Raw genomic sequence first — 11,221 nt, forward strand, 5'->3', positions numbered from 1 at the left:
GTGAGCGCCCTGGACGAACTTGATTTCGACAACCGCTTTGCCCGCCTGGGCGATGCGTTTTCCACCTCGGTCCTGCCCGAGCCGATCGACGAACCGCGCCTGGTGGTGGCCAGCGAGTCGGCCCTGGCGCTGCTCGACCTGGACCCGGCGCAGGCTGAACAGCCGTTGTTCGTCGAAGTGTTCAGCGGCCACAAGTTGTGGGCCGATGCCGACCCGCGGGCCATGGTCTATTCCGGCCATCAGTTCGGCGGCTACACGCCGCGCCTGGGTGACGGGCGCGGGCTACTGCTGGGCGAAGTGCGCAACCAGGCCGGCGAGGTCTGGGACCTGCACCTCAAGGGCGCCGGCCCCACGCCGTTTTCGCGCATGGGTGACGGCCGTGCGGTGCTGCGTTCGTCGATCCGCGAGTTCCTGGCCTCCGAAGCCCTGCATGCACTGGGCGTCCCCACCAGCCGGGCCGCCTGCGTGATCGGTTCCAGCACCCCGGTATGGCGTGAAACCCAGGAGCGTGCGGCCATGGTCCTGCGCCTGGCACAGAGCCATGTGCGCTTTGGCAGCTTCGAGTACTTCTACTACACCAAGCAGCCCGAGCAGCTCAAGCAACTGGGCGAGTACGTGCTGGCCAACCACTACCCGCATTGCCTGGAACAGGCCGAGCCGTGGCTGGCCATGTTTACCGAGATCGTCGAGCGCAACGCCGGACTGATCGCCCAGTGGCAGGCCTATGGCTTCTGTCATGGGGTGATGAACACCGACAACATGTCGATCCTGGGCATCACCTTCGATTTCGGCCCGTTCGCCTTTCTCGATGACTTTGACCAGAACTTCATCTGCAACCACTCCGATCATGAAGGCCGCTACTCCTATAGCAACCAGGTGCCGATCGCGCAGTGGAACCTCAGCGCCCTGGCCCAGGCCCTGACGCCGTTCATCAGCGTCGAAGCCCTGCGCGAGGCCATCGGCCTGTTCCTGCCGTTGTACCAGGCCCACTATGACGACCTGATGCGCCGCCGCCTGGGCCTGACCTGCGCCGAGGACGACGATGCGCAACTGGTCAGCCAGTTGCTGCAACTGATGCAGACCGGGGGCGTGGATTACCACCTGTTCTTCCGCCAACTGGGTGACCGCCCGGCCGCCGAAGCCTTGCGCCACGTGCGCGACGACTTCATCGACATCAAGGGTTTCGATGCCTGGGGCGAACGCTACCTGGCGCGCATCGCCCGCCAGGACGACGGCAGCGAACAGCAACGCCGCGAACGCATGCATGCCGTCAATCCGCTGTACGTGCTGCGCAACTACCTGGCGCAGAACGCCATTGAAGCGGCAGAGAAAGGCGATTACGAAGAGGTGCGCCGTTTGCACCGGGTGCTGAGCGACCCGTTCAATGAGCAGGCCGGCATGGCGCAATACGCCCAACGGCCACCGGACTGGGGCAAGCACCTGGAAATCAGCTGCTCCTCGTAACGGCCGGACACCAGTAGGAGCGCGCTTGCCGGAATGCCGGACCACCGCGACCGAGTGCGCAGCGCTCGCAAAATTTGTGCAACGCCACAAATTTGTGATTGCTAACACGCTAAAAATCTCGGAAACGCTGAAAATTTACGACTGCTAACGCAGCCGGTCGCGGGCAAGCGCGCTCCTACCGGGGGTGTCTTCAAGGTTCGTCAGCGGGCGGCGGGGCCACCGCTTACAAGGGCTTGTCTGATTTTTCCGTAGGACCTTTCCTTAAACACCCAGGTGCATCCCCGACCCGGCTATTTCCACCTAGCATTCGCTGCTCCAACCCACAAAGGAGCAGTGCCCATGCCATTTTTAGTCAGGGAAGGCGATTCCACCACCACCGGCGGTTTTGTGCTGGTCGCCTCCGCCACGGAGGTCATCGACCTGCGCCGGGTCGCGCGCATGGGGGACCCGGTATGGTGCCCGGCGTGCAAACGCGTCGGGTTCATCGCCCAGGGCAATCCGACCTGGATCGACGAGCAGGTCGCCGTGGCCACCCACGGGCATCAGGTGCAATGCGGCTGCAAGCCGGGCACTCACAGCGTGCAGGCCTCCCAGGAGCATTTCCAGGCCGACATGGAGGCGAGCATCGCCATCCCCGACGACATGGCCGAGGCGGCACGTGTCCAGGCCGAGCAACTGACCCTTTCGATCAAGGACGGCACGTTCAACTCACGGCTGTTCCGCCCTATCGCCTGACCCGCCTGGCGCAGGGCCTGTCAGTCCTGCGCGTGGGTCTCCAGGTAATGATGCAGCTCCACGAACTGCTGCGTCAGCTTGTGCCGCGGGTCCATGTGCACCAGGGGCAGGTTGACCTGGTGCGACTCGCGCATCTTGACCGAGGCGCTCAGGTACACCGGCAGCACCGGCAGGCCCTCGGCAATCAGTTCGTCAAGCATCTGCCTGGGCAGGCTGGCACGGGGCTGGAACTGGTTGACGATGATGCCTTCGACCTGAAGGTCCTCGTTATGGTCCTCCTTGAGGTCTTCCAGCTCGCGGATCAGGCCATACAGGGCCTGGCGTGAAAAGCTGTCGCAATCGAACGGGATCAACACCTTGTGGGCGGCAATCAGGGCCGAGACCGCATAGAAGTTCAGCGCCGGCGGCGTATCGATGTAGATCCGCTCGTAATCCTCATCCAGCGCGTCGAGCAGTTTGCGCAGTTTGTTGATCTTGTGCTTGGCCTCGAGCTTGGGTTGCAGCTCGGCCAGTTCGGCCGTGGCCGTGATCACATGCAGGTTGTCATACGGCGTTTCATGGATGTCCACATGGTTCTTGCGGGCGAACGGCGCCGAGGACAGCGTGTTCTTGAAAAACTCGGCAATGCCCATCGGAATATCGTCGCCGGTCAGGCCGGTGAGGTACTGAGTCGAGTTGGCCTGGGAATCAAGATCGATCAGCAGTGTCCTATAGCCCTCGTTGGCGCTGACTGCTGCCAGATTGCAAGCGATGCTGGATTTACCCACACCGCCTTTCTGATTGAACACCACGCGACGCATGGATTGACCTCCCTGATAGGTAAAAAGCTGTAACAGGCCAGTTTGGCCAGACAAACCGATCAAGTCTAGGCGATGTATGTGACAAGTTCATGAACACGCAAGAACAGGGTGCGGTTGCAGCGATATGACTGCAATCACACGCGAACAGTGCTGTCCTGAGGTGCCCTTCAGTCGGAAACAGCGAAGCGGCGCACAGATAATGTGTAACAAATTTGCTACCGGCCACCCCCATCAGGATAATGCGCGCACTCGGTCAAAAGTCGCGCCAGGGTCGGTGTCGTTCCGGTGTCTCGGTAACGAAAGTCAGCCCGCAGGGGCGGGAAGAAAATCTTTGATCACGTTCAACATCGCACAATGGCGTGCCTGGGCTCCAGGCCTGGCAAGCGCGGATGACTGGCACCAGTGGAGCCGGAATCCGACCTTGCTGCCGGCCAGCGACGAGGCCCCCGACGTCTCGTTCCTGCCGGCCATGCAACGGCGCCGCCTGGGGCGCATGGCGCGCATGGCCTTTGCCGTGGGCTGGCCGCTGGCAGAAGGCTACGAGCCGTTGCCGCTGGTGTTCGTGTCCCGGCATGGCGAGACACCGCGAACCTTCGACATCCTGCGCGACCTGGCCGCCGACGAGCCGCTGTCACCGACCCAGTTCAGCCTGTCGGTGCATAACGCCGTCATCGGCCTGTGGTCGATCATGCGCGGTTCCACCGCTGAAATGACCGCCCTGGCGGCCGCCGGTGACGGCCTGGAGCATGGTGTGTTCGAAGCCGCGACCCTGCTGGCCGAGGGCGCCCCCGCCGTGCTGCTGGTGGTCACCGAGGAACAGCCGCCGGTGGCCTATGCCCAGTGGATCGACGACGTGCCCTTTCCTTACGCCGTCGGCCTGTTGCTCACGCCCGGCAACAACTGGCAACTGACCTTGAACGCCGACGCACAGCCGGGTGCACAGCCCGTGGCAGCCCCGCGCTGGCCGCATGCGCTGAACCTGCTGCAAGCGCTCAATACCGGGCAATCCGCCTGCCAACATCCGTGGAACAAGCGTTTATGGAACTGGCAACGCAAGCACTGAACAAGGGCCGTGACGCCTATTACTGGCGGTTGCTGGCCACCGCGATCAGCTTTGTCCTGTTCGGTATAGGCGGCCTGTGCCTGCGCCTGCTGGTATTCCCGTTGCTGGCCTGCCTGCCGGGCGACCAGGCCTGCCACCAGCGCCGTGGCCGGCGCACCATCAGCTGGCTGTTCTGGCGGTTCATCCGCCTGATGGCGCGCATGGGCGTGCTCACCTATGACGTGCGCGGCGCCGAAAAACTCGGCCGCCCGGGGCAGATGATCATCGCCAACCATCCTTCGCTGATCGACGTGGTGTTTCTCATCGGGCTGGTGCGCGACGCCAATTGCGTGGTCAAGCGCAGCCTCTGGGACAACCCCTGCACCCGCGGCCCGGTGCGCACCGCAGGTTATGTCAGCAACGACGGCAGCATGGACATGCTCGACCTTACCGTGGCAGGCCTGCAGGCAGGCCAGACGCTGATCATCTTTCCCGAAGGCACCCGCACCACGCCAGGCCAGGCACCGGCCTTTCACCGGGGCGCGGCCGCCATTGCCCTGCGCGGGGCACGCATGATCACGCCGGTGACCATCAAGGTCAGCCCCACCACGCTGACCAAGGCCGAACCCTGGTACCGCATACCGCAGCGCCGCGTACATTTCAGCCTGACCGTGGGCGCCGACATCGACCCACAGACCTTTGCCGTGCTTGGCCCGGCGCCTCTGGCGTCGCGCAAACTCAACGATTACCTGCATGACTATTTCATCAAGGAGCTCGCCGCAGATGAGCGATCTACACCGGGACATTAAGCAACTGATCATCGACGCACTGGGGCTGGAAGACATCAGCACCCAGGACATCGGCAACGACCAGATCCTGTTCGGCGAAGGCCTGGGCCTGGACTCGGTCGACGCCCTGGAGCTGGGCCTGGCCATCCAGAAGCGCTACGGCATCAAGATCGACGCCGACGCCAAGGACACCCGTTCGCACTTCACCAGCGTCGACAGCCTCGCGGCCTTCGTCAGCGCCCGACAACCGGCCTGAGAACTGATCATGCAAACCCGTGAAGACATCTTCGAAACCCTGCGCAGCGCCCTGGTCGAGCTGTTCGAAATCGAACCGGAGCGCGTCACCCTGGACGCCAACCTGTACCAGGACCTGGAAATCGACAGCATTGATGCGGTGGACCTGATCGACCACATCAAGCGCAAGACCGGGAAAAAGATCGCCGCCGATGAGTTCAAGTCGGTGCGCACGGTCAATGACGTGGTCGAAGCGGTCTACCGGCTGGTCAACGCCGCCGCATGAAGCGGCTGATCGGCCTGCTGCTGGTGCTGGCAGGCGTGCTCTACCCGTTTGCCGTGTACGCAGGCCTTGAGCATTTCGCGCCCTGGCAGTTCGCGTTGCTGCTCGGCAGCCTGTGGCTGGCCCGCGCCCTGACCGGCGAGCGCCGCCCCGGCAGCCTGGCGATGGCCTTGGTGGCCTTGGGCTTCTGCCTGCTGCTGGCACTGCTCGACAGCCCGCTGCTGCTGCGCTGGTACCCGGTGCTGATCAGCGCCTTCATGCTGTGCCTGTTCGGCGCCAGCCTGATGCGCGGCATGCCGATCGTCGAGCGTCTGGCACGGTTGAGCGAGCCCGACCTGCCCGAGGTCGCGGTGCGTTACACACGCCAGGTGACCGGGGTGTGGTGTGCGTTTTTCCTCGGCAACGGCCTGATCGCCGCCAGCCTGACCCTGTGGGCACCGCTGCACTGGTGGGCGCTGTACACCGGGCTGATTTCCTATGGATTGATGGGCCTGCTGTTCGCAGGCGAATGGACGGTCCGCCGGCGTGTCAGAGGCGGCGCATAAAAAATGAATGACATGAACTGGTTGAATCTTGAACACCTGCTGCTTGACCCTCGACCCGACCGCCTGCTGTGCCCGCAGCCGGCGCTGAGCCATGCGCAGTTCTGCGCCCAGGCCCTGAGCGCCGCCGCCGGCCTGCAAGCGCGGGGCGTGCAGCGCCTGGCCGTGCACTTGGACGATGCCGGCGACCTGGCCATTGCGCTGTTCGCGGCCTGGCGCGCCGGCGTCAGCGTGCTGCTGCCATCGGACCTGCAAGACCAGACCCGCGAGCGCTGGAACCCGCAGGTCGACCTGTGGCTCAGCGAGCAGCCGGGCGATGCACGCCTGGCCGACCTGCTGCAGGCGCCCCTGGCCCCGGCGGCATTGGACCTGGACGCCTGCCAGTTGAGCCTGTGCACCTCCGGTTCCAGCGGCGAACCCAAGCGCATCGACAAGCGCCTGCGCCAGCTGGACAACGAAGTGCGCGGCCTGGAACGCCTGTGGGGCGCCGGACTGGGCGATGCCTGCATCATCGGCAGCGTCGCGGCCCAGCATATCTACGGCTTGCTGTTCCGGGTGCTGTGGCCGTTGTGCGCCGGGCGGCCGTGGGTGCGCCGGCAACTGCCGTTCCCCGAGGACCTGCAACGCGCCAGCGCCGAGCACCGTGCCTTTGCCTGGGTGGCCAGTCCAGCGCTGCTCAAGCGCATGGGCGACAACCTCGACTGGCCGGCACTGGGCGCGGTGCGCCGGGTGTTTTCCTCCGGCGGTGCCCTGCCTGAAGAGGCCGCCGCAAGCCTGCAGCAGCGCCTGGGCCAGTGGCCGACCGAAATTTTCGGCAGCTCCGAGACCGGCGGCATTGCCTGGCGCCAGGGCCAGGCGCTGTGGCAGGCCTTCGAGGGCGTGCAATTGTCGCAGGACAGCGACGGTGCCTTGCAGGTGCGCTCCTCCTATCTGCCGGCCGGCCATGTCGAACCGACCGCCGACGCCGCCCGCTTCGAAGCCGATGGCCGCTTTGCCCTGCTCGGCCGGCTGGACCGTATCGTCAAGCTGGAAGAAAAGCGTATTGCCCTGCCGGCCCTGGAACAGGCGCTGGCCGGCCATCCGTTCGTCAGCGAGGCGCGCCTGGGCGTGGTGCAGGAGCGCCGTGCCTCGCTGGGCGCGCTGGTGGTGCTCAGCGACAGCGGCCTGCATGCCTTGCGCAACCACGGCCGGCGCGCCCTGACCGGGACCCTGCGCCAGCACCTGGGCGGCCATTGCGAGCCCCTGGCCCTGCCACGGCGCTGGCGCCTGTTGTTGCAATTGCCGCTCAACGCCCAGGGCAAGCTGCCCCAGGCGCACGTTGAGGCCTTGCTGGCGGCACCGCGCGGCAAGGGCCCGGAGGTGCTGGGCCAACAGACGCTGGACGATACCTTGCACCTGGCGCTGCAAGTGCCGCCGGACCTGGCGTATTTCACTGGGCACTTCCCGAAAGTGCCGGTGCTGCCCGGTGTGGTCCAGGTCGACTGGGCCATGCAGCTGGGCCAGCGCCTGCTGGCGCTGCCGCCACGCTTTGCCGGCATGGAAGTGCTCAAGTTCCAGCAACTGGTGCGCCCCGGCGATCGCCTGAACCTGACCCTGCGCTTCGATGCCGTGCGCGGCAAACTGTATTTTGCCTACCACAACCAGGAACAGGCGCCCTGTTCCAGTGGCAGGCTCCTGCTGGAGCACGACCATGCATAAGCCCTGCGCGGTGATCCCGGTGTTCGACCACGAGCGCGCCGTGCCGCATGTGGTCAAGGCCCTGCGCGACGCCGGCCTGCCCTGTGTGCTGGTCGACGACGCCAGCAGCCCGGCCTGTGCGCAGGTGTTGCAACAACTGGCCACCGAGGAGGGCGTGTACCTGATCCGCCTGCCGGTCAACCAGGGCAAGGGCGGCGCGGTGATGGCCGGCTTTCATGAGGCCGCCCACCTGGGGTTCAGCCATGCGTTGCAGGTCGACGCCGATGGCCAGCACGACCTCGGCGACATCGGCCGCTTTCTCGAACAGTCACGCCAGCACCCGCAGGCGCTGATCTGCGGCTACCCGCAATACGACGCCAGCGTGCCCAAGGGCCGGCTGTATGCGCGTTACCTGACCCATGTCTGGGTGTGGATCAACACCGTGTCGCTGCACATTCGCGACTCGATGTGCGGTTTTCGCGTCTACCCGCTGGCACCGGTGCTCCAGCTGATCAAGGCGGTCAATCTGGGCCGGCGCATGGATTTCGACACCGAGATCCTGGTGCGCCTGTCGTGGCGTGGCCAGCCGATGCACTGGCTGCCGACCAAGGTGCATTACCCGCAGGACGGCCTGTCGCACTTTCGCCTGTTCCATGACAACGCACTGATCTCCGGCATGCACACCAAGCTCTTCTTCGGCATGTTGTTGCGCCTGCCGGTGCTGCTGTGGCGCAAGCTCCCGCTGCTCCACAAGGCCCGCACATGAGCCTGCCGCCCGACGAAAAGCACTGGGCCGACCGCCAGGAGCGCGGCAGCTTCGTGCTGATGAAACTTACCGCCTGGGGCGTGCGCGTACTCGGCCGACGCCTGCTCAGCCCCGTGCTGTATGGCATCGTGCTGTACTTCTTCATTTTCGGCCGCACCGCCCGGCGCAGCATCCACGAGTACCAGCAGCGCCTGGCGCACTGGAGCGGCCAGCCCGAACTGCGCCCCACCACCGCACGGGTGTTCCGTCAGTTCATGGCGTTTGCCGAAGCCCTGCTCGACAAGCTCGACGTCTGGAACGGCAAGCTGCGCATCGAACAGATCCGCATCGTCGACCCGGCCTTGCTGCGCACCCAGCTACGGGGCGCGCGCGGGCAGATGCTGGTCGGCGCGCACCTGGGCAACCTTGAGGTGTGCCGGGCGCTGGCCGAACTGGGCGAGAAGGTCACCATGAACGTGCTGGTGCACACCAAGCATGCCGAGCGCTTCAATCGCCTGCTGGGCGAGGCCGGCGCCACCAACCTGCGCCTGGTACAGGTCAGCGAGCTGGATCCGGCGATCATGCTGCAACTGAGCCAGCGCCTGGACGACGGCGAGTGGCTGGCAATTGCCGGCGACCGCGTGCCCTTGCATGGCGGGCGCCATGTGCAGGCGGACTTTCTCGGCGCACCGGCGGCCTTTCCGCAAGGGCCGTGGCTGCTGGCCGGGTTGCTCAAGTGCCCGGTCAACCTGTTTTTCTGCCTCAAGGACGCCCAGGGCTACCGGGTGATCCTGGAGCCGTTCACCGAGGCGGTGCAATGGAAGCGCAGCGACCGCGCCGAGGTCATCGCCCACTGGGCGGCGCGCTACGCCGAGCGCCTGGCGCACTACTGCCTGCAAGCCCCGCAGCAGTGGTTCAATTTCTACCCTTTCTGGAAGCAGCGATGACCCATCAAGTTCCCGACACCGTGACCTTCGGCGCCTTGGCGCTGAGCATCGAGCAGGTGCTGGCCGTGGCCAACCGCCAGGCGCCTGCGGCCTTGCAGGACGACGCCGACTACCGCGCCCGCATTGCCCGGGGCGCGCAGTTTCTCGACTCGCTGCTGGACAAGGAAGGCGTGATCTACGGCGTCACCACCGGCTACGGTGATTCGTGCGTGGTGGCCGTGCCCTTGCAGCATGTCGAGGCCTTGCCACGGCACCTGTACACCTTCCACGGCTGCGGCCTGGGCAAACTGCTCGACGAACGCGCCACCCGTGCGGTGCTGGCGGCACGCTTGCAGTCGCTGTGCCACGGCGTGTCGGGGGTGCGGGTCGAGCTGCTGGAGCGGTTGCAGGCGTTCCTCGAACACGACGTGCTGCCACTGATCCCCGAAGAGGGCTCGGTGGGCGCCAGCGGCGACCTGACGCCGCTGTCCTATGTGGCTGCGACCCTGTCCGGCGAGCGCGAAGTGCTGTATCGCGGCCAGCGCCGCCCGGCCCTGGACGTGCATCGCGAGCTGGGCTGGGAACCTTTGGTGCTGCGGCCCAAGGAAGCCCTGGCGCTGATGAACGGCACCGCAGTGATGACCGGCATTGCCTGCCTGGCCTTCGCCCGCGCCGACTATCTGCTGCAACTGGCCACGCGCATCACCGCCATGAATGTGGTGGCGCTGCAAGGCAACCCGGAACACTTCGACGAGCGTCTGTTCGCCGCCAAGCCGCACCCCGGCCAGATGCAGGTGGCCGCCTGGCTGCGCCAGGACCTGGCCATCGACGCCCCGACCGCACCGCTGCACCGCTTGCAGGACCGCTACTCGCTGCGCTGTGCCCCACATGTGCTGGGCGTACTGGCCGACAGCCTGGGCTGGCTGCGCTCGTTCATCGAGACCGAGCTGAACAGCGCCAACGACAACCCGATCATCGACGGCGACCAGGAGCGCGTGCTGCACGGCGGGCACTTCTACGGCGGGCACATCGCCTTTGCCATGGACAGCCTCAAGACCCTGGTGGCCAACGTCGCCGACCTGCTCGACCGCCAGCTCGCCCTGCTGGTGGACGTGCGCTACAACCACGGCCTGCCGAGCAACCTGTCCGGCGCCAGCGCCGAGCGGGCAATGATCAACCACGGTTTCAAGGCGGTGCAGATCGGTGCCAGCGCCTGGACCGCCGAAGCCCTGAAAAACACCATGCCGGCCAGCGTGTTCTCGCGCTCCACCGAATGCCACAACCAGGACAAGGTGAGCATGGGCACCATCGCCGCCCGCGATGCGATCCGTGTGCTGGAGCTGACCGAGCAGGTCGCCGCCGCCACCCTGATCGCCGCCAACCAGGGCCTGTGGCTGCGCAGCCGGCAAGCCGATGCGCGTCCGCTGCCGCCGGCGCTGGCCGCCATGCACACACAACTGGCCGAGGATTTCCCGCCGGTCATCGATGATCGCGGCCTGGAAGGCGAACTGCGCCTGTGCCTGCAACGCATTGCCGAACGCCACTGGAGGCTGCATGCGCAGTAAAGGACTGATCGACGTCGACACCGAAGTAGTGGTGCCGTTTTTCGATGTCGACATGATGAACATCGTCTGGCACGGCCACTACGTCAAATACCTCGAAGTGGCACGCTGCGCGCTGCTGGACCACATCGGCCACAACTACATGCAGATGCTTGAGTCCGGCTACGGCTGGCCGGTGATCGACCTGCAACTGCGCTACGTGCGGGCGGCGGTGTTCGGCCAGAAGCTGACGGTGCGCGCCAGCCTGGTGGAATGGGAAAACCGCCTGAAGATCAACTACCTGATCAGCGACGCGGTGACCGGCGAACGCATGACCCGCGCCAGCACCGTGCAGGTGGCCGTCGACGTCGCCACCCGCGAGATGCAACTGGCCTCGCCCAAGGTGTTCATCGATGCCGTGCAGAGGGCCTTGCCATGAGGACA

The 11,221-nt window shown here is 65.6% G+C and carries 12 protein-coding genes and 1 pseudogene; 12 read left to right on the forward strand and 1 reads right to left on the reverse strand.

Annotated elements, in window-relative coordinates; translation table 11 throughout:
• Both selO and DGA31_RS07220 read left to right on the forward strand, forming a co-directional pair.
• Positions 1–1,464: a protein adenylyltransferase SelO gene (gene selO / locus DGA31_RS07215; RefSeq protein ID WP_109512078.1), complete on the forward strand. Its 1,464-nt coding sequence runs from the start codon at positions 1–3 to the stop codon at positions 1,462–1,464.
• 339 nt (positions 1,465–1,803) lie between these two features.
• On the forward strand, positions 1,804–2,199 hold the full coding sequence (locus tag DGA31_RS07220) for a PAAR domain-containing protein (protein ID WP_056841359.1): 396 nt from the start codon (positions 1,804–1,806) through the stop codon (positions 2,197–2,199).
• Between the two features lie 20 nt (positions 2,200–2,219).
• Here DGA31_RS07220 and DGA31_RS07225 read toward each other — a convergent pair whose 3' ends face one another.
• A complete protein-coding gene (locus DGA31_RS07225) occupies positions 2,220–2,999 on the reverse strand; it encodes a ParA family protein (RefSeq protein WP_056841358.1) in 780 nt (259 codons plus the stop codon).
• A 331-nt stretch (positions 3,000–3,330) separates the two neighbouring features.
• Here DGA31_RS07225 and DGA31_RS07230 point away from each other — a divergent pair, with 331 nt between their 5' ends.
• The 10 genes and pseudogenes from DGA31_RS07230 (at position 3,331) to DGA31_RS07275 (ending at position 11,216) form a co-directional block, all read left to right on the forward strand.
• On the forward strand, positions 3,331–4,062 hold the full coding sequence (locus tag DGA31_RS07230; RefSeq protein WP_109512079.1) for a beta-ketoacyl synthase chain length factor: 732 nt from the start codon (positions 3,331–3,333) through the stop codon (positions 4,060–4,062).
• Entirely contained in the window at positions 4,038–4,850 is an 813-nt protein-coding gene (locus DGA31_RS07235) for a lysophospholipid acyltransferase family protein (RefSeq protein WP_056841356.1), read from the forward strand. The genes DGA31_RS07230 and DGA31_RS07235 overlap by 25 nt, the downstream gene beginning before the upstream one ends.
• Positions 4,825–5,085 (forward strand): phosphopantetheine-binding protein, encoded by a 261-nt coding sequence (locus tag DGA31_RS07240; protein ID WP_056841355.1) that lies wholly within the window; start codon positions 4,825–4,827, stop codon positions 5,083–5,085. The genes DGA31_RS07235 and DGA31_RS07240 overlap by 26 nt, the downstream gene beginning before the upstream one ends.
• Positions 5,086–5,094: 9 nt before the next feature.
• On the forward strand, positions 5,095–5,349 hold the full coding sequence (locus DGA31_RS07245; RefSeq protein WP_056841354.1) for an acyl carrier protein: 255 nt from the start codon (positions 5,095–5,097) through the stop codon (positions 5,347–5,349).
• Complete coding sequence (locus DGA31_RS07250) at positions 5,346–5,891, forward strand: COG4648 family protein (protein WP_109512080.1); 546 nt, start codon at positions 5,346–5,348, stop codon at positions 5,889–5,891. Before DGA31_RS07245 ends, DGA31_RS07250 begins: the two co-directional genes overlap by 4 nt.
• 12 nt (positions 5,892–5,903) lie before the next feature.
• On the forward strand, positions 5,904–7,586 hold the full coding sequence (locus tag DGA31_RS07255) for an acyl-CoA synthetase family protein (RefSeq protein WP_161959166.1): 1,683 nt from the start codon (positions 5,904–5,906) through the stop codon (positions 7,584–7,586).
• Positions 7,579–8,331: a glycosyltransferase family 2 protein gene (locus tag DGA31_RS07260; protein ID WP_109512082.1), complete on the forward strand. Its 753-nt coding sequence runs from the start codon at positions 7,579–7,581 to the stop codon at positions 8,329–8,331. The genes DGA31_RS07255 and DGA31_RS07260 overlap by 8 nt, the downstream gene beginning before the upstream one ends.
• Positions 8,328–9,270: pseudogene (locus DGA31_RS07265) on the forward strand (LpxL/LpxP family acyltransferase); the annotation flags it as partial. The gene DGA31_RS07260 and the pseudogene DGA31_RS07265, both read left to right, overlap by 4 nt.
• Entirely contained in the window at positions 9,254–10,801 is a 1,548-nt protein-coding gene (locus tag DGA31_RS07270; protein WP_109512084.1) for an HAL/PAL/TAL family ammonia-lyase, read from the forward strand. The pseudogene DGA31_RS07265 and the gene DGA31_RS07270, both read left to right, overlap by 17 nt.
• A complete protein-coding gene (locus DGA31_RS07275; RefSeq protein ID WP_109512085.1) occupies positions 10,791–11,216 on the forward strand; it encodes an acyl-CoA thioesterase in 426 nt (141 codons plus the stop codon). The genes DGA31_RS07270 and DGA31_RS07275 overlap by 11 nt, the downstream gene beginning before the upstream one ends.
• Positions 11,217–11,221 lie beyond the last annotated feature (5 nt).

It is taken from the genome of Pseudomonas ovata (genome assembly GCF_003131185.1).
GTDB lineage: Bacteria > Pseudomonadota > Gammaproteobacteria > Pseudomonadales > Pseudomonadaceae > Aquipseudomonas > Aquipseudomonas ovata.

What these genes read in the sequence shown, in the direction of transcription:
- DGA31_RS07220 (WP_056841359.1), top strand. Translation starts at nt 1,804, where the DNA reads ATGCCATTTTTAGTCAGGGAAGGCGATTCCACCACCACCGGCGGTTTT.
- DGA31_RS07225 (WP_056841358.1), bottom strand. Translation starts at nt 2,999, where the DNA reads ATGCGTCGCGTGGTGTTCAATCAGAAAGGCGGTGTGGGTAAATCCAGC.
- DGA31_RS07235 (WP_056841356.1), top strand. Translation starts at nt 4,038, where the DNA reads ATGGAACTGGCAACGCAAGCACTGAACAAGGGCCGTGACGCCTATTAC.
- DGA31_RS07240 (WP_056841355.1), top strand. Translation starts at nt 4,825, where the DNA reads ATGAGCGATCTACACCGGGACATTAAGCAACTGATCATCGACGCACTG.
- DGA31_RS07245 (WP_056841354.1), top strand. Translation starts at nt 5,095, where the DNA reads ATGCAAACCCGTGAAGACATCTTCGAAACCCTGCGCAGCGCCCTGGTC.
- DGA31_RS07250 (WP_109512080.1), top strand. Translation starts at nt 5,346, where the DNA reads ATGAAGCGGCTGATCGGCCTGCTGCTGGTGCTGGCAGGCGTGCTCTAC.
- DGA31_RS07255 (WP_161959166.1), top strand. Translation starts at nt 5,904, where the DNA reads ATGAACTGGTTGAATCTTGAACACCTGCTGCTTGACCCTCGACCCGAC.
- DGA31_RS07260 (WP_109512082.1), top strand. Translation starts at nt 7,579, where the DNA reads ATGCATAAGCCCTGCGCGGTGATCCCGGTGTTCGACCACGAGCGCGCC.
- DGA31_RS07270 (WP_109512084.1), top strand. Translation starts at nt 9,254, where the DNA reads ATGACCCATCAAGTTCCCGACACCGTGACCTTCGGCGCCTTGGCGCTG.
- DGA31_RS07275 (WP_109512085.1), top strand. Translation starts at nt 10,791, where the DNA reads ATGCGCAGTAAAGGACTGATCGACGTCGACACCGAAGTAGTGGTGCCG.